An 18,504-nucleotide genomic window follows, 5' to 3' on the forward strand; every position below is an offset into this window, starting at 1 on the left:
TCGCCAATTTATTGGCGATAGGCAATTTTTATTTGATGAAAATCTATTGGACAACAAAATAATGGCGCTATCAAATTGATACTGCGTGGGGAGGGAGCAATCCGGGAATAACGGGCAATGGAATGTAGAGCTAGTCGAGTGCTTGTCCCCTTACATTTTTGAGTTGAACCTAATTGTACGAAGGGACACCTACATGCACCGTTCAGATGACATTGCGAATCTGTTCAATCGATTCGGGGGGAGTGTCGAGAGCTACCGGGAGATCGAGCCCAGCTACGACTACATCGAAGACACGGCGCCTGTCGTATCCGAAGTCCCGATGCAGGAGTCGCTGACTGTCAACCTCGACCCTCCGCCCACTGAACCCTTGGATGTTTTCCCGTCGTCCTCCATGGCGCTCGTCGGCTCCACGCCGCTGAGCCGGCTGCTGGTGGAAATCGAACAACAGCGCGGCGGCGTGTCTACTGCGCAGCCTGTTGGACAGGGTGCGCCAAAGCTCAAGGCCAAGGTCATTGTCCTGGTGTCGGCCAAGGGTGGGGTGGGCAAGAGCACCCTGGCCGCCGTCCTGGCCTGTGGGATCAAACGTTCGGGCGGGCGCACGCTCGCGCTCGATCTGGACCCGCAAAACGCCTTGTGCCTGCACTTGGGCGGCAACGAAGACTGGCCAGGCATTGCCCAGTCCGAGAGTGCCGACGAAGATTGGCAGCCGCTGATCCGCAAGGGCTTTTCCGGTAGCCGTTGCCTGGCCTACGGCGTGGTCGGCGAGCCGCAGCGTCGGAGCCTGGAACAGCGCCTGGAAAACGATCGTTTGTGGCTGGCCCGTCACCTGGCGCAGCTTGACCTGGATGAGCAGGACACGCTGTTGATCGACACCCCGCCCGGGGCAACGGTCTACCTGGCCCAGGCGCTGGAGATCGCTGATGTGGTGCTTGGGGTGACCCTGGCCGATGCGGCCGCCTACACCAGCCTCAATCAATTGGACCGGCTGCTCGCTCCCTACCTGCAACGGGAAAATCCCGCGCAATACAAAGTTGTGATCAACCAGTTGGACACGTCCCGCCAGTTCAGCCTCGACCTCTGCGAAGTGCTGAAAAAAAGAACAGGACAGCAGCTGTTGGGGGTGATCCGCCAGGATCATTTCATCAGCGAAGCCTTGGCGTACGACCGTAATCCGCTGGCGCATACCCCAAGCACCCGAGGCTGCCAGGACGTCCTCGACCTCTCAGGTTCGCTGTGCGAACTGCTCATGTACGGTACGCAAGAGTCCTCTTTGTCATGACCCGCGATCCCAACCTCACGCCCCATCTCCCGGGGCGCTCTGAACTGCGTCTCAACGCCTGGCTGGAGCGTTTCAACCAATGGCCGGGGGCGCTGCGCAAGGCGCTGATCGCGGGCATTTCGCTGATTGGCGGGCTGTTACTGATCAGCATCGTCAGCGCACCGCTGGACCTGTACAGCCAATGCCTGTTTGCCGCGCTGTGCTTCGGCCTGGCCTTGCTGGTCAAGCGCATGCCGGGGCGCTGGCCGATCCTGCTGCTGATCGTGCTCTCTCTGGTCGCCTCGTTGCGCTACATGTACTGGCGCCTGACCGAGACCCTCGGTTTCGAAGGCTGGCTGGACATCGCCTTTGGCTATGGCCTGGTGCTGGCGGAAATCTATGCCCTGGTGGTGCTGGTCTTCGGTTATGTGCAGACCGCCTGGCCCCTGCGTCGCCGCCCGGTACTGCTCACCGGCGACCCCAGCGAATGGCCGACGGTGGATGTGTTCATCCCCACCTACAACGAAGCCCTGAGCATCGTGAAACTGAGCATCTTCGCCGCCCAGGCGATGGATTGGCCCAAGGAAAAACTGCGGGTGCATGTGCTCGACGATGGTCGTCGCGACGAGTTCCGACGGTTCTGCCAGAGCATCGGCGTCAACTACATCACCCGTGATGACAATGCCCACGCCAAGGCCGGCAACCTCAATGCCGCTCTCAAGGTCACCGACGGCGAGTACATCGCCATGTTCGACGCCGACCATGTGCCGACCCGTTCCTTCCTGCAGATCGGCATGGGCTGGTTCCTCAAGGACCCACAGCTTGCGATGTTGCAGACGCCGCACTTTTTCTTCTCCCCGGACCCGTTCGAGAAGAACCTCAAGACCTTCCGCGCCGTACCCAACGAAGGCGAGTTGTTCTACGGCCTGGTGCAGGATGGCAACGACCTGTGGAACGCCACCTTTTTCTGCGGCTCCTGCGCCATCCTGCGGCGCCAGCCATTGGAAGAAATCGGTGGCGTGGCGATCGAAACCGTCACCGAGGACGCCCATACCGCCCTCAAGCTCAACCGCGCCGGTTACAACACCGCCTACCTGGCGATTCCCCAGGCCGCGGGCCTGGCCACCGAAAGCCTGTCGCGACATATCAGCCAGCGCATCCGCTGGGCCCGGGGCATGGCGCAGATCTTCCGCCTGGACAACCCGTTGATGGGCAAGGGCCTCAAGCTCGGCCAGCGGGTCTGCTACGCCAATGCCATGCTGCACTTCTTCTACGGTTTGCCGCGCCTGGTGTTCCTCACCGCGCCCCTGGCGTACCTGATCTTCGGTGCGCAGATCTTCCACGCCTCGGCGCTGATGATCACCGCCTATGTGCTGCCGCACCTGTTCCACTCGAACCTGACCAACTCCTGTATCCAGGGGCGCTTCCGCCATTCGTTCTGGAACGAGGTCTACGAGACGGTGCTGGCCTGGTACATCATGCCGCCAGTACTGATGGCGCTGATAAAACCCGGCTTTGGCGGTTTCAACGTCACCGACAAGGGCGGGATCATCGACCAGCAGTTCTTCGACTGGAAGCTGGCCCGGCCCTATATCGTCCTGCTGGTGCTGAACCTCACCGGGCTGGGTTTTGCCGTCCACCAATGGATCTGGGGCGATCCCGCCACCGCGATCACGGTGCTGATCAACGCCCTCTGGACCCTCTACAACCTGATCATCACCAGCGCCGCGGTGGCGGTGGCCAGTGAGTCGCGGCAGATCCGCGCCGAGCCGCGGGTCAGCGCCGAGTTGCCGGTCAAGGTCGAACTGCCCGACGGCACCCCGGTGTATGGCATCACCCAGGACTTCTCTCAGCGCGGGCTCGGCATCAAGTTGCCGGCGGGCACTACGGTCACGGCCGGTGAGCGGGTGCGGGTGACACTGTTTCGCAACGCCACGACCTGTGAGTTCGACACCACGGTGGTGTTCAGCAAGGGCCAGTACCTCGGCGCGCTGTTCGATCCGTTGACCCTGCGCCAGCAAAGCGAACTGGTGCGCATGACCTTCTCCCGTGCCGACACCTGGGCCACCAGTTGGGGCAACGGCAAACTCGATACACCGCTGTCGGCCCTGCGCGAGGTCAGTGCCATTGGCCTGATCGGCCTCGGCACGCTGGTCAAGGCGCTGTTGCTGCCGACGCGCCGACGCCCGGCCGATCAGCCGACGTCTGTTCGCCCAGCCGTACCGGCCAGAAAAAACGCCCCTTTGAACCCGCTCGTACCTCTTATGGATAAGTCATGACCCCTACACCGTTGACCCGCGGCGCCCTGCGTTGCACTCGTCGTCCGCTGATGCTCCTGGCTTCGTCCGCACTGTGCCTGGGGGGGCTGGTCCATAACGCCTGGGCCGAGACCGTCGCGACGCCGCCGGTGGTGCCGACGAATGTCGCGCCGCAGCCGCCGGCCGGGAGTTACAGCCACAGCCTGACCCTCAAGCAGTTGGGACGCCTGGACACCATGAACCTGCAGGGCGTGGAAGCGGCCGACAGCGTCAGCTTCAACGTCCGCGCCGACGAGGTGGTCAACAGTGCGCAACTGCTGCTGCGCTACAGCTACTCGCCAGCGTTGCTGGCCGACCTGTCGCAGATCAACGTGCTGGTCAACGATGAGGTGGCCGCCAGCCTGGCGCTGCCCAAGGACGGTGCCGGCAAGCCGCAAGAGCAGGTGGTGAATATCCCGGCGCACCTGATCACCGAGTTCAACCGCCTGCGCCTGCAATTTATCGGGCACTACACCATGCAGTGCGAAGACCCACAGCACAGCAGCCTGTGGGCCAAGATCAACAACAGTTCAGAGCTTGAGCTCAACGTGTCGCCGATCCCGCTCAAGGACGACCTGTCGATCCTGCCGCTGCCGTTTTTCGATCGTCGCGACTCGCAGCCCTTGAACCTGCCGTTCGTGTTTGCCAAGGCGCCGGATCACGCCGCCCTCGAAGGCGCCGGTGCGCTGTCGTCGTGGCTGGGTGCCCTGGCGGCTTATCGCGGTGCCAGTTTCACCAGCAACGTCGGGCAACTGCCGGACAAGGGCAACGCCATTGTCCTGGTCGAGAGCAAGGACGCCGTGCAACTGGGTGGGCTGGCGATTCCCGCGCCGAAGGGCCCGACGGTCACCCTCGTGACCCATCCCGGCGACCCCCATGCCAAGCTCCTGATCGTCGCCGGTCGCGACGGCGCCGAACTCAAGCTCGCGGCCTCGGCCGTGGCCCTGGGCAGCAAAGCGCTGGAGGGCAACAGCGTACTGATCGAGCATCTTGATTCGCTGAGCCCGCGCAAACCCTATGATGCGCCCAACTGGCTGCCGTCCGATCGTCCGGTCAAGCTCGGCGAGCTGCTCGATCCGAAGCTGTTCAGCGTGTCCGGCTACAACCCGGGGCCCATCGGCATACCGCTGCGCTTGCCGCCGGACATGTTCAACTGGCGTGAAGAGGGCGTCCGGCTGGACTTGAAATACCGCTACACCCCGCAGCAGGAATCGAGCAATTCCTCCTTGCTGGTGAGCCTGAACAACACCTTCATGAAGTCGATGCCCCTGCCTTCGATGAAGAGCCTGGGCGGTGCTGAAAGCCTGCTGACACTGCTGCAGAAAGATGAAAGCCTGCCCCGCGAATCCGTCGTCCGCATCCCCCTGGGTTCCGCCGGCGCGCAGTCGCAATTGCAGTTGCGCTTCATGTTCGACTACATCAAGCAGGGCGAATGCCGCGACATCATCATCGACAACATGCGTGGGCTGATCGACCCGGATTCGACCCTCGACCTGACGGGCTACAACCACTACATCGCCTTGCCGAACCTGGGCGTGTTCAACGACAGCGGCTTCCCGTTCACCCGCCTGGCCGACCTTTCCCAGAGCGCCGTGGTGCTGCCCGACGGCAGCGGGCCGGCGGAGTGGGGCGCCTACCTGACCGTGCTCGGTCGCTTCGGCGACTCCACCGGCTACCCGGCCACGGCCGTGCAGGTGGTGGATGCCGCGCAGGTGCAGTCGGTCAGTGACAAGGACCTGCTGGTGCTGGCTTCGGGCGACAACCAGCCTTTGCTCAAGCAGTGGATCGACCGTTTGCCGGCCGGTGTCTCGGGCGACAACCATCGCTTCTCGCTGTCCGACCTGACCTTGCGCGTGCGCCAGTGGATCAGCCCGGACCCTGCGGCCAACCAGCGCAAACCGACCTTGACCGTGAGCTACAGCGGTCCCCAGAGCAGTACCTACCTGGCCGGTTTCGAGTCGCCGCTCAAGCCTGGTCGCAGCGTGGTGGTGATTGCCAGCGGCAAGCCTGAAGGCTTGGCCGAGGCCACGGCCGCGATGATCGGTGGCGACGCCTACAAGGACAGTCTCCAGGGCAGCCTGGCGGTGGTGCAGGGCAAGGAGATCACTTCGCTGGTGGCCGACGAGCAGTATTACGTCGGTGAGCTGAACCTGTTCAAGCGCGTGCAATGGCTGCTGTCGCAGAACATGCAGTGGATGCTGCTGGTGACCGTGCTGGGCCTGTTGCTGGTAGCCAGCCTGCTGTATCTCGCCCTGCGTGCCCGTGCGAAGAAGCGTCTGTCATGATCTGGCGTCGAACCTTGCTGTCCCTGGCGTTGCTGGTGCCGCTGGTCGCGCGGGCCGAATCCTGCTCGTTGCAGAACTGGCCTTTGTGGAAAAACTACGCCGAGCGTTTCGTGCAGAAGGACGGGCGCATGCTCGGCTCGAGCATGGACCCCAACCAGAGCAGTTCCGAAGGCCAGGCCTATGGGATGTTCTTCGCCCTGGTCGGCAACGATCCGCTGACCTTCGAGGAGCTCTGGCATTGGACCCGCGACAATATGGCCGGGGCCAATATCGCGCAGAACCTGCCCGGCTGGCTGTGGGGCCCAACGCCCACTGGCACCTGGGGTGTGATCGACACCAACTCCGCCAGCGATGCCGATCTCTGGATCGCGTACTCGCTGCTGGAGGCCGACCGTCTGTGGCACAAGCCCGAGTACCGTACGGACGCCCAGCGGATTCTGAACAACCTGGACAAGACCCTGGTGCGCAACATTCCGGGCCTGGGCAAGATGCTCTTGCCGGGCCCGGTCGGCTATGAGCATCCGGACCAGCTCTGGCGCTTCAACGCCAGCTATACACCGATCCCGTTGCTGCGACGCTTCAGCCAGGAGAGCCCGTCCGGTGCCTGGAAGGACATCGCCGAAAGCACCGCGAAGATGATTGCCGACAAGAACATGAACCGTTTCGGCTTTGTGCCCGACTGGGTCGGTTATCGCGGCACGGACGTCAACAAGGGCATGTTCGTGGTCGATAAATTTACCTCGGCCCAGGGCAGCTACGACGCCATCCGCACCTACCTGTGGGCCGGCCTGACCTCGCCTGCCGACCCGCTGGCCAAGCCGATCCTCGACAATCTCGACGGCATGGCCCAGTCCGTCGCCTCCACCGGCGTGCCGCCGGAAAAGGTCCAGGTGGTCACCGGCGTTACCGAGGGCATCGGCCCTTACGGTTTCTCCGCGTCCCTGGTGCCGTATCTGCGGGCCAAGGGCCTGCCGTTGCTGGCCGACCAGCAGCAGCGCATCGTCGACGAAGCCATCGCGCACTACAGCAATCCGGCCGATCCGGCCTACAGCCAGCACCAGTATTACCATGTGATGCTGAGCCTGTTCTCACTGGGTTGGAGTGAAAAACGTTATCAGTTCAACAAGGACGGTACCTTGAAAGTGTCCTGGGAGGCTCCATGCGCCAGCAAACCCTAGCCCTGGCGGTGTGCGCCGCGCTGGCGGCCATGCCCGGCCTGGCCGCCGAGACCGGCAACCCGCAGTCGCTGCTGATCCAGCAGGGCTACTACTGGCAGGCCAAGGAGCATCCCGATCGGGCCGCGGAGGCCTGGAGCAAGTTGTTGAACCTGTCCCCCGAGCAGCCTGACGCGCTCTATGGCCTGGGCCTGATCGACCTGCAACAGAAACGCCTGGACGGTGCCCGCCAGTACCTGGCGCGGTTGCAGGCGATCAAGCCGTTGCCACGCCTGGCCTTGCAGTTGGAGCAGGATATTGCGCTGAGCCCGGGCGACAAGCAGCAACTGCTGGAAAAGGCCCGCGAACTGAGCGACGCCGATGAGCGCGACAAGGCGGTGGCGGTGTACCGGCAGTTGCTCGATGGCCATCAGCCGCAAGGCTTGATCGCCCGTGAGTACTACAACACCCTGGGCTTCTCCACCGGTGGCTGGCCCGAGGCCCGCGTGGGGCTGGAGCGGTTGCGCCGGGAACGTCCCGACGATGCGATCCTCGACTTGTTCCTGGCCTTGCACCTGGCGCGTAACTCCGACAGCCGCCCGGAAGGCATCCGTGCCCTGGCGCGGCTGTCGCACAACCCGGATATCGGCGGCAATGCCGATGAAACCTGGCGTTTCGCCTTGCAGTGGCTGGGGCCGCCCTCACGCGACCAGGTGTCGTTGTTCCAGCAGTATCTGCAGGCACACCCGGACGATGCCGAGATCCGTGCGCTGATGGACAAGGGCATCGCCCAGGGCCGTGGTGGTTCCGGCTGGCAGCGCGACCCGCAGGTGGCCCGTGGTCTCAAGGCCATCGATGCCGGCGATATCGCGGGTGCCGAGCAGGCCTTGCAGGCCCGTCTCAAGGAACGTCCCAATGATTACGATGCCCTTGGCGGCATGGGTATCGTGCGCCAGCAACAGAAGCGTCTGGGCGAGGCCGAAAGCTACCTGATACAAGCCACCCGCCTGCCGGGTGGCGCGCAGTGGAACGCGGCCCTCGAGGACGTACGCTACTGGATCCTGCTGGACCAGGCCGGCGATGCCCAGCGCGCTGGCCGGCAGAGCCAGGCCCGGGCACTGATCGACCAGGCGATCGCCAAGAACCCCGCCGAGCCGGCCGGCCCCACGGCCCTGGCCAACTGGCAGTCCCAGGCGGGGCAGCTGGATGCCGCCGAAGCCGGCTACCGGCAAGTGCTGGCGCGCACGGCGAACTACCCGGAAGCCCTCGCCGGATTGATCAACGTGCTGTCGCGGGCGGGCAAGTCCGATGAGGCGTTGCGCCTGATCGACGGGCTGTCGGCGGCGGACCAGGCACGCCTGGCGCCTACGGTGAAAATCCGCTCTCTGCGCGCGATCCAGGTGGCCAAGTTGGCTGAACGTCGCGGTGATCTGGCAGCGGCGCAAAAGGCCTACAAGGAAGCCCTGGCCGACGACCCGAAGAATCCCTGGACCCGCTTTGCCCTGGCCCGCGTCTATCTGCGCGACGGCCAGACCCAGGTCGCCCGGGACCTGATCGACGAACTGCTCAAGCAGCAACCCGATCAGCCCGACGCGCTCTACACCAGCACCTTGCTCTCGGCCGAGCTGGGTGAGTGGACCAAGGCCCAGCGCACCTTGTCGCGGATTCCAGCGGCCAAGCGCAGCAGCGACATGAACGATATGGAGTTGGACATCCGCCTGCATATCCAGACCGAATTGGCGGTGGACGTGGCCCGCCGTGGTCAGCGCCAGGAGTCCTGGGCACTGCTGTCGCGCTGTGAGCCCCTGGCCGGGCAGAAACCCGAGCGTGTCGCGGTGCTGGCATCGGCCTATGCCGAAGCCGGCAATCCACAGCAGGCGGTCAACCTGATGCGCCAAGTGCTCGATCACTCACCATCGACCCCCGACCTGCAATTGCTCTATGCCGGTGTGCTGCTCAAGGCCGATCAGGACGCCCAGGCCAGCGAGATCCTGCGGGACTTGCAGGGCAAGCCGATGAGCGAGACCGCCAGCAAGCGTTATGAAGACCTGTTGTTCCTCTACCGGATCAAGCAGGCCGATGAGTTGCGGGAAAAGAACGACCTGGTGGCGGCTTTCGACATGCTCTCGCCAGCCCTCAAGCAGCGTCCCAATGACAGCCAGGCGGTGTCGTCTCTGGCACGGATGTATGCAGCCAGCGGCAATACGCAAAAGGCCCGGGAACTCTATGAACCGCTGATCAAGGCCGACCCGGGCAATGCCAAATTGCAGCTGGGCCTGGCCGATGTCGCCCTGCAAGGACGCGACTTCGACCTGGCCGAACAGTCGGTGAAAAAGGCCCTTGAACTGGAGCCCGGGGTACCCCAGACCCTGACCGCGTCGGCGCGAATCTATCGCGGCATGGGCAAGACCGGTGAGGCCGGCAAGCTGCTGCGCAAGGCCATCGAAATCGAAGACAGCCAGCGCCAGGAGATCTATGTGGCAGCGGCTCCGCAAGCCGCGACGCAGTCGGCCAACCCCTTTGTCGGTTTGCCCGGTCAACGCCGGGAGGCGACGGCCCTGGCGTCGTCGAACCTGGTTCCGCCGCCGATCAATGCCTCTGTCGTGGGCCTGGGTTCAGGTTTGGGCGCCCGTGACGGTGACACGGTGCCGACGGCGGTCGGACGCGGGACCGGTATCGCGGCAAATTCGGTTGATCCGTTCGGTGATCCCTACGCCCGCGAAAGTACTTCGCGCCCGACGCTGAGCCCGGCGCAACAGGCCTTGAACGAGATCGTTGAAGACCGTACCGGCTATGCCGTCCAGGGCCTGACCGTGCGCAGCAACAACGGCGAAAAGGGCCTGAGCAAGCTGACGGATGTCGAGGCCCCCTTCGAAGTCAGCGTGCCGGTGGGCGATAACAGCGCCAGCATGGCGTTGCAGATCACTCCGGTGTCGCTGTCTTCAGGCAGCCCGGGCAATTCCGCCCAGGCGCGCTTCGGTGCCAGCGGCCTCGACCCGGTCGGTTCGCAGACCGCCAGCGGTGTCGGCGTGGCCGTGGCCTATCGGGACAAGGAGCAAGGCCTCAAGGCGGATCTCGGTGTCAGTCCCGTGGGCTTTATCTACAGCACGCCGATTGGTGGTGTCAGCCTTAATCGGCCGTTCGACAGCAATTCCGATTACCGCTACGGCGTGAGTGTTTCGCGGCGGGCGGTCACCGACAGCGTGACCTCCTTTGCCGGTTCTCGCGATCCGCGCACCGGCGACAAGTGGGGCGGCGTCACGGCCAACGGCGTGCGCGGCGAACTGAGCTACGACGACCAGAAATTCGGCGCCTACGGCTATGGTTCGGGACATGTACTGCTGGGTAACAACGTCGAGTCGAACAACCGCTTCGAACTGGGCAGCGGTATCTACTGGTACCTGCGCAATGCCCCCGACAGCATCCTCACCTTGGGCCTGAGTGGTTCGGCGCTGACCTATGCCAACAACCAGGACTTCTTCACCGTGGGCCATGGCGGCTACTTCAGCCCGCAGACCTTCTTCGCCCTGGGCGTACCGATCAGCTGGTCGCAACGCACCGAGAACTTCACCTACCGGGTCAAGGGTTCGGTGGGCGTCCAGCATATCGGCCAGGACAGCGCCGAGGTCTTCCCCGGCAACAGCGATCTGCAACCACGGGCCACCGCTGCCGGGCTGACCGGTTATGGCAGCGAGAGCAAGACCGGCGTCGGATACAGCCTCAATGCGGCGGGCGAATACAAGTTCGGTTCGCGCTTCTTCCTCGGTGGCACGCTGGGCGTGGACAACGCCAGCGATTACCGACAGCTCAGCGGCGGTGTGTACCTGCGCTACACCTTCGAGAACATGACCGGGCCGATGGCCCTGCCGGTCAGTCCTTTCGGCTCCCCCTATTCGAATTGATGCAACGAGGAAATGATTGATGGCTTCTTCCGTACTGGCTGGTTTGACCCTACTCGTGATTGGCGAAAGCCATATGAGCTTTCCCGACTCGCTGATGAACCCGCTCTACGACAACCTGACCCAGCAAGGCGCCCAGGTTCACGCCATCGGTGCCTGTGGCGCCAACCCGGCGGACTGGGTCACGCCCAAGCTGAAACTCGATTGCGGGGCGATTCGCGAACCGGGTGAAAAGATCAAGGTGATGAGTCGCGGCACCCTCGACACGCAGCCGATCAAGGACGTGATCGCCAAGGACAAACCGGACCTGGTGGTCCTGATCATGGGCGACACCATGGCCTCCTATAAGACCACGCCGTTTCCCAAGGTCTGGGCCTACCAGAGTGTCACCGCGCTGACCAAGCAGATCGCCGACAGCGGTGCCAAGTGTGTTTGGGTGGGACCTGCATGGGGCAAGGCCAACGGCAGCAACACCAACGAAAACCAGTACGGCAAGAACCAGGTCCGTACCCAACTGGTGGCGGGCACCCTGGCCAATATGGTCGCGCCGTGCACCTATATCGACTCGACGAAGTTTTCCAAGCCCGGCGAGTGGACCACCTCCGACGGCCAGCACTTCACCATCGCCGGCTACAAGTTATGGGCAGCGGCCATCGGCAAATCATTGAACGAACTGCCCGCCACGGCAGTGAAAGGAGCTGCAAAGTGAAACGGATTTTCAATGCCGTTGGCGCCCTGGCCGGCCTGGCCCTGAGTGCCAGTGCCTTCAGTGGGCCGATTGCCCTGTACCCCACCGGCCCGTCCCAGGACTCGGCCTATCTGCGTTTCGTCAACGCGGTCGACACGCCCCTGGAACTGACCCCCGAAGGGGCGAGCAGTAGCCTGAAGCTGGAGAAGGGCCAGGTGGTCAGCGGCTTTATTCCGGTATCCGGTGGTCAACCGATCAGGGGCAGCTTGAGCCGTGACGGCAAAAGCGTGGCCCTGGACGTGAAGGTCAACGCTGGCGATTTCGCCACGGTGTTCGCCCTGGCGGATGCACAGCAAGGCATTCGACAAGTAGTGATCAGCGAAGCCTTCGATATCCCCAACCAGCTCAAGGCCTCGCTGGCATTTTTCGATGCCGACCCGGCTTGCACTGACGCCCGGATCAACCTGGCCGGACGCGATGTCGACCTGTTCCAGAAGGCGCCGCCGGGTAACCCTCGGCGTCAGGAACTGAACCCGCGGGCTTCGCTGGCGGTGCAGTTGGTCTGTGCCGGAAGTCCGGTGGGTTCGGCGGTCGAACTCGGCGCATTGGAGGCGAACAAGCGCTACAGTTTGTTATTACTGCCATCGTCGTCGGGGCCTCGCCTGATTACCGCCACGGATAGCTTGTCCAACTGAATCGGAAGCGCCCGTTGCCATGGTTTTCGCCTCGCTTGAATTCCTGACGCTGTTCCTGCCAGCCTTTCTGCTGGTCTATGCGCTGGCCCGCCCGGGCTGGCGTAACGTCATCCTGCTGATCGGCAGCTGGTTGTTCTACGGCTGGCTGAGCCCGCTGTTCCTGTTCCTGCACATGGTGCTGACCCTGCTGGCCTGGGTCGGCGGCCTGTTGGTGGACCGCTCGCGGGAGGATTCGCGGGGGCGGATACGTTTGTTGATCGCGCTGATCGTGATCAACACCCTGGTGCTCTGCTGGTACAAGTACGCGAATATCCTCGCCGCGACCTGGAACCAGTTGATCACCTATTACGGTGCCATGCCCATGGCCTGGCAGCGTGTGGCCTTGCCGGCGGGGTTGTCGTTTATCGTCCTCCAGGCGATTTCCTACCTGGTGGATGTGCACCGGCATGTGGTGCCGGTGGAGCGCAGCTTTATCAACTACGCCACCTACATCTCCATGTTCGGTCATTCGATTGCCGGGCCCATCATTCGTTATGACTGGGTTCGCCGGGAGCTGAACCAGCGCTATTTCAACTGGTTCAATTTCTCCCTTGGCGCACGCCGGTTCATGATCGGCCTGTGCATGAAAGTGCTGGTGGCCGACACCTTGTCACCGCTGGTGGACGTGGCTTTCCATCTGGACAACCCGTCCTTTGTCGACGCCTGGATCGGCTGCCTGGCGTACTCGTTGCAACTGTTTTTCGACTTCGCCGGCTACAGCGCCATGGCCATCGGCCTGGGACTGATGCTGGGCTTTCACTTTCCGGAAAACTTCAACCGTCCGTACCTGGCCTACAGCATCCAGGACTTCTGGCGCCGCTGGCACCTGTCGTTGTCCAGTTGGCTGCGGGACTACCTGTATATCGCCCTGGGCGGCAATCGCAAAGGCGTGTGGAAAACCTATCGCAACCTGTTCCTGACCATGGCCATCGCCGGGCTCTGGCATGGCGGCGACAGCTGGAACTACCTGCTCTGGGGCTCGGCCCATGGCGTGGCCTTGTGTGTCGACCGGGCCTGGTCGCGCTCCAGCCTGCCAGGGTTGCCGCTCTGGGCCTGTCATGTGGCTACGCTGTTATTCGTGTGCCTGGCCTGGACGCTGTTCCGTTCGCCGGACTTCGCCACGGCCCTGAGCATGTATGGCGGCCAGTTCGGCCAGCACGGTTTTGCCCTGGGCGACGCCCTGGCCGTGACCTTGCGCCCGGTGCATGGACTGGCGGCGTTGCTCGGGTTGGCGTGCATTCTCGCGCCGCTGTTGCAGCCCCGTTTGGAAAGACGTTTCGCAGGCAACGAGTTGTTCGTGTTGGCTGCGGCCCTTTGGCCCGTGCTCGGGTTCACCCTGTCGTTCGCTCTGATCGCCAGCCGTGAAGCCGTGCCCTTTCTGTACTTTCAATTCTGATGAACCAGCCAACGCAATCCCCGTCCGTTGCACCCACGCCGCCCAGTGCGCTGGCGATGCGCGCCAGTCCCCTGGCGGGCGTGATATTCACCTTGTTCCTGGCACTGGGGGCCTTGTCCTGCGTCTGGTTGATGATCAAGGGTTCGATCGAGTTCGTGCCCAAGGTGGTGACGCCGGACATGCTCCTGCATGGCGAGATCACCCACCGTTTCGCCAAGACGCTGTCGGATGCGCCATTGCCCAAGCAGGCTGCTGACCTTGAGCGCGGCGGCAGCTGGTTGATCGACGGCGACCTCGGGCCACGGGTGCGCGAGGGCTGTCCGGGTTGGTTGTTCCTGAGTGACGAATTGCGCGTGAACCGCAACGCGGCGACCAATGCCCAGGCCAAGGCGCAGGCGGTGCTTGATTTGCGCCAGGCGTTGAGCAAACGCGGCATCGAGTTGCTGGTGGCGGTGGTGCCGGACAAGAGCCGGATCGCGGCGGCGCAGTTGTGCTCGCTCAGGCGTCCGATTGCATTCCAGCCACGGATTGCCGCCTGGTTGACCGGGCTGCAAGGCGCGGGCGTGGCGGCGGTGGATCTGACGTCAGGTTTGCAGGCGCTGGGGGAGGGCGCTTTCCTGCGTACCGATACCCACTGGAGCGAGGCCGGGGCCAAGGCGGCGGCGGGGCGGATTGCCGAGGCGGTCGGTGCCTTGAAGTTCAGCGCGACGCCGCGCAAGAGCTATGAACTGAGTACGCAAGCCAGTGCCGTGCGACCGGGTGACCTGGTGCGCCTGGCGGGGATCGACTGGTTGCCGTTGGCGTTGCAGCCGAAGGCCGAGAGCGTGGCGGCGACGCTGATCAAGGAGAAGGCTGATGCGGCGACAGGCGAGAACCTTGACGATCTGTTTGGTGATGACAATTTGCCGAACACGGCGTTGATTGGTACATCGTTCTCGCGCAACTCGAATTTTGTCGGTTTCCTGGAGGCGGCGGTGGGCGCGCCGGTGGGCAATTTCGCCAAGGATGGTGGCGAGTTTTCCGGGGCGGCGAAAGCCTACTTCGACAGCCCGGCATTCAAGCAGACGCCGCCGAAGTTGCTGATCTGGGAGATCCCGGAACGGGATCTGCAGACGCCCTATGACGGGAATGTGCGGTTGCCTTGAGCTGGATATGAAGGTGGCCTGTCAGACCCTGTCGCCTGCATCGCGAGCAAGCTTGCTCCTACAAGAGTTGTGTCGTTCACAAAACCACGGTACGACACAAAACTGTAGGAGCAAGCTTGCTCGCGATGAACGATAACGCGGTCCCCCGGTTAAACTTCGATTGCCCCGGCCCGCCCGCTCTCCACGACAAACTGCTTGAGCGTCGACACGCGGGCGTTCACATCCCGGGGATCGGAGATCACCCGGAAGTAGGTCAGCATCTTTTGCTCCTGCACCTCGACCGAAACATAACCACGCTGGCGACTGTCGAAAAACCGCACGTGAGGATTGAGCGGCAACACGCCGTTGAACAACTCGAATGGCGGCCCATCGGAGGTCACCGAGGTGCCGACGAACTCGGTCGCCACGACCTTCGACTGCGGATCACCTGGGCGCGCGTGCAGGTCCGTGGTCCAGAACGAATGAATATCCCCGCCCCAGAACACCGGGTTGCTCACCTTGCTGCGTTCGATGGACGCCAACACCCGATTCCGCGTCGCCCCATAACCATCCCAGCCATCGGTCCAATGTCCCAATGCCTGGCTGGCCGGATCGCGTTGCATCAGCGGTGCCACCAGCAGGTCCTGGGCAATCACGTTCCAGCGGGCTTTCGAACGGGCAAAACCCTGCTCCAGCCAAGCTTCCTGTTCCCAGCCGAGCATGGTGCGTTTCGGGTCGCTGAGGTCCGCGCAATCTGATGGCGCGACATGCCCTTGGTGGCTGCGATTGGGCGGGATACACGGCTGTTCGGAGCGGTACTGACGGCCGTCGAGGATATGGAATTGCACCAGCCGGCCGTAGTCGAGTCGTCGATAGAGGCGCATGTCCGGTCCCCTCGGCAAGCTACTGGCCCTTAGCGGCATATGTTCGTAGAAGGCCTGGTAGGCCGCCGCCCGCTGAAGGAGAAAGTCACGGGTGGAAACAGCCGGATTTTGTGACCACTTGTTGGCGTAGTCATTCTGCACTTCATGATCGTCCCAGGTCGCGGCGCAGGGGGCGCAGGCATGCAGGGCCTGGAGATCGGGGTCGGTCTTGTAGAGCGCGTAGCGGTTGCGATAGCCCGCCAGGTCGACGGCGTCGCCGGTGCCATGGGGGCGGATGATCTTGCCCGAATCGGCGGCGTAGGAACTGTCGTAGATATAGTCGCCGAGGAAAAACACCAGGTCCGGTTGTTCCGCCGCCAGGTGCCGGTAGGCGCTGAAATAGCCGCGCTCCCAATGCGAGCAGGAGACGAAACCCAGGCGTGCCGGGGTCATGGCCGTCAGCGCCGGGGTGGTCCGTGACTGCCCCACCGGGCTTTGCGCGCCGAGCCCTTCGAACTGATACCAGTAGGGCCGTCCGGCTTCCAGCCCGGCGACCTCGACGTGCACCGAGTGGGCGAAACGCCGGTCGGCCACCACCTCGCCCTGTTTGACGAGGCGGGTCATCGCCGCGTCGCTCGCCACCCGCCAGCGCACCGGCACCGGTTTGCTCAGGCCACCGCTGCCGTCGGCGGCGTTGAACAGCGGCGCCAGCCGGGTCCAGATAACAAAACCGTCCGGCAGTGGATCCCCCGAAGCCACCCCAAGGGTGAAGGGATAATCGACTCCCGCGCTACGGGCAAAGGGGCTGAGGATCGACAAAACCGCCGCCCCGGCAAGTCCGGTGATAATTCGGCGGCGGTCCTGGTCGACCCCCTTTTCGCTTTCGCTCGGTACAAGCTTATCGTTCATGGACACGGCTCGCGGATGATCAGGTGAGAGGTTGCCAATGGTCACGCAACAGCCCGTACAGCAGCATGTCTTCGTAGACCCCATTCTTGAGAAAGGAGCCTTTCAGACAGCCTTCGTAGCGCAGTCCGGCTTTGTCCAGGACCCGTGCGGAGGCTTTGTTGCGCCTGAAACAATGACCAGCAATGCGCTGCAGCTTGCGCTCGATAAAGCCGTGCTCGAGCATCGCGCCGACGGCTTCTCCTGCATAACCACGGTTGCGATGCTGCGCCCCGATCCAATATCCCAGCTGCGCGCTGTGATGGGCCGGTGAGAGTCTCAGGTTGATAACGCCGATCAGTTCACGATTTTCACTCAAATGAATACCCAGTCCCATCTGACGAGCGGAGCGGTATTGCTCTTCCTGATCGTCAATGAATTCCCGTGCATGTTCGACGGTGTAAGGCGAGGGGAGCGCCCCCGTGTTGCTGGCGATTTCCGGATCGTCCGCCAGCCACGCCAACGTTTGCGCCTGCTCCGCTTGTAAGGGCTTCAATAGCAGGCGTCGGGTGTTCAGGTGAGGTAAGGCGACACTCATGGTGGGAGGTCCATCTAGTCAAATTTTGCAAGACTGTACCAACATTGTGTCGTGTTCATTACATGGATAAATTTACTGTGTAACAGCTTGTAAGGCCCGGTTTAGAGCCTTCAAATCGTAAATTAATGTTAACCGTTCGGTCATTTTCCGTTGCTAGCTTGGCGCCCCTAATCGAATGAGGGCATCGGAATGAGAACCTGGGACGAACCCAAAAAGCGCAAGGCACACATCGAATTGATCCCCATGATCGACGTGATGATGTTCCTGTTGGTGTTCTTCGTACTGGTGAGCCTGAACGTGATTCCGGCACTGGGCATGAAGACGCAATTGCCGAGCGCGAGCAGTTCGCAGCAGCTCAAACCACAGAACAAATTCATCCTCACCCTGGGGCTCGCCGGCCAGTTGCAACTCGACGGCAAGGACATTGCCGTGGACGCGCTGGTGTCGGCACTCAAGGCGGCGCAGAGGCCGGATACCAAGTCGACGATCATCGTCAACAGCGACAAGGGCGTGGAAGTCGCGCGCCTGGTGGAAGTCATGGACACCTTGCGTCTGGGTGGCTTCACGTCCGTCTCCATCGCCACGCGTAAGTCCTGACCATGTACGTCCTGTTTCGAGTCCGTCAGTGGCTGGGCAGTGTCCCGGCCATCGTGGCGCTGGTGTTGATTGCCATGGGCATCCAGTCCCAGCCGCTGAAGGTCCAGCCGGTGTACGACGAGTCGGCGGTCGAGCTGGCGTTGGTCGAGCCTGAGCCGGTGGTTGAGCAAGAACCTCCACCGCCGGTGATCGAGGACGAGGAGGCCGAGCCCGCGCCACCGCCGCCACCGCCCAAGCCGATGCCAAAGCCCGAACCAAAACCTGAGCCCAAGCCCAAGCCGAAACCTGTGCCCAAGCCACAGCCGGTGACGGCCAAACCGGCGGAGAAGCCGGTCGAGGCCAAGCCCGCTGCCGAGCCCGTGGTCGCCCGTGCACCGGCACCGGCCGCGCCACCGCCGCCGCCGAAAGTCGACGGCCAGGCGCTGGAGGGCGGCTACCTCAAGGGCCTGCGCAACGAGTTGGATACCTACAAGCAGTACCCCACCGGACGTCAGGCCTCCCTCGAACGCCCCAGCGGCGAGGTGGTGGTCTGGTTGCTGGTGGACCGGCAGGGCCGTGTCCTCGACTCCGGGATCCAGACCCCGGCGCCGAGCATGCTGCTCAACCGTGCGGCAACCAACAGCCTGCATCGCATCAAGCAGGTCAAGCCTTTCCCTGAACAAGCCTTTGGCGGACGTAACGAGCAGCGCTTCACCGCCACCTTCAACTACAGCGTGCAATAAAAGC

At 63.1% G+C, this 18,504-nt stretch carries 13 protein-coding genes; 11 read left to right on the forward strand and 2 right to left on the reverse strand.

Annotation, left to right across the window (positions count from 1 at the left end; all coding sequences use genetic code 11):
* Positions 1-193 precede the first annotated feature (193 nt).
* Genes bcsQ through M5C56_RS14080 form a run of 9 tightly spaced genes read left to right on the forward strand, consistent with a single transcriptional unit; the run spans position 194 to position 14,856 of the window.
* Complete coding sequence (bcsQ, locus tag M5C56_RS14040; protein WP_103494572.1) at positions 194-1,279, forward strand: cellulose biosynthesis protein BcsQ; 1,086 nt, start codon at positions 194-196, stop codon at positions 1,277-1,279.
* Positions 1,276-3,537 (forward strand): UDP-forming cellulose synthase catalytic subunit, encoded by a 2,262-nt coding sequence (gene bcsA / locus M5C56_RS14045; protein WP_103494573.1) that lies wholly within the window; start codon positions 1,276-1,278, stop codon positions 3,535-3,537. The genes bcsQ and bcsA overlap by 4 nt, the downstream gene beginning before the upstream one ends.
* A complete protein-coding gene (bcsB, locus tag M5C56_RS14050) occupies positions 3,534-5,840 on the forward strand; it encodes a cellulose biosynthesis cyclic di-GMP-binding regulatory protein BcsB (RefSeq protein WP_103494574.1) in 2,307 nt (768 codons plus the stop codon). The genes bcsA and bcsB overlap by 4 nt, the downstream gene beginning before the upstream one ends.
* Positions 5,837-7,018 (forward strand): cellulose synthase complex periplasmic endoglucanase BcsZ, encoded by a 1,182-nt coding sequence (gene bcsZ / locus M5C56_RS14055; protein WP_103494575.1) that lies wholly within the window; start codon positions 5,837-5,839, stop codon positions 7,016-7,018. The genes bcsB and bcsZ overlap by 4 nt, the downstream gene beginning before the upstream one ends.
* Positions 7,000-10,896 carry a cellulose synthase subunit BcsC-related outer membrane protein gene (locus M5C56_RS14060; protein WP_103494576.1) on the forward strand — a complete coding sequence of 1,299 codons (3,897 nt, stop codon included), beginning with the start codon at positions 7,000-7,002 and terminating at the stop codon, positions 10,894-10,896. Before bcsZ ends, M5C56_RS14060 begins: the two co-directional genes overlap by 19 nt.
* A gap of 19 nt (positions 10,897-10,915) precedes the next feature.
* Positions 10,916-11,602, forward strand: a complete 687-nt coding sequence (locus M5C56_RS14065) for an SGNH/GDSL hydrolase family protein (protein WP_100941354.1) — start codon at positions 10,916-10,918, stop codon at positions 11,600-11,602.
* Positions 11,599-12,276: a cell division protein FtsQ gene (locus tag M5C56_RS14070; RefSeq protein ID WP_103494577.1), complete on the forward strand. Its 678-nt coding sequence runs from the start codon at positions 11,599-11,601 to the stop codon at positions 12,274-12,276. The genes M5C56_RS14065 and M5C56_RS14070 overlap by 4 nt, the downstream gene beginning before the upstream one ends.
* A 19-nt stretch (positions 12,277-12,295) precedes the next feature.
* Entirely contained in the window at positions 12,296-13,711 is a 1,416-nt protein-coding gene (locus M5C56_RS14075; RefSeq protein WP_103494578.1) for an MBOAT family O-acyltransferase, read from the forward strand.
* Positions 13,711-14,856, forward strand: coding sequence for a cell division protein FtsQ (locus M5C56_RS14080; protein WP_103494579.1), 1,146 nt, complete (start codon positions 13,711-13,713; stop codon positions 14,854-14,856). Before M5C56_RS14075 ends, M5C56_RS14080 begins: the two co-directional genes overlap by 1 nt.
* Positions 14,857-15,005: 149 nt before the next feature.
* On the opposite strand, the gene M5C56_RS14085 is transcribed toward M5C56_RS14080, so the two are convergent.
* Positions 15,006-16,607: an alkaline phosphatase D family protein gene (locus M5C56_RS14085; RefSeq protein ID WP_103494580.1), complete on the reverse strand. Its 1,602-nt coding sequence runs from the start codon at positions 16,605-16,607 to the stop codon at positions 15,006-15,008.
* Between the two features lie 19 nt (positions 16,608-16,626).
* On the reverse strand, positions 16,627-17,181 hold the full coding sequence (locus M5C56_RS14090) for a GNAT family protein (protein ID WP_103494581.1): 555 nt from the start codon (positions 17,179-17,181) through the stop codon (positions 16,627-16,629).
* Between the two features lie 189 nt (positions 17,182-17,370).
* Between M5C56_RS14090 and M5C56_RS14095 the strand changes: the two genes are divergently transcribed.
* Positions 17,371-17,778, forward strand: a complete 408-nt coding sequence (locus tag M5C56_RS14095) for a biopolymer transporter ExbD (RefSeq protein ID WP_103494582.1) — start codon at positions 17,371-17,373, stop codon at positions 17,776-17,778.
* Positions 17,779-17,780: 2 nt separating this feature from the next.
* On the forward strand, positions 17,781-18,500 hold the full coding sequence (locus tag M5C56_RS14100; RefSeq protein WP_103494583.1) for a TonB family protein: 720 nt from the start codon (positions 17,781-17,783) through the stop codon (positions 18,498-18,500).
* The last annotated feature ends 4 nt before the right edge of the window (positions 18,501-18,504 follow it).

The sequence above is a fragment of the Pseudomonas sp. MWU13-2862 genome, from assembly GCF_023242495.1.
GTDB lineage: Bacteria > Pseudomonadota > Gammaproteobacteria > Pseudomonadales > Pseudomonadaceae > Aquipseudomonas > Aquipseudomonas gingeri_D.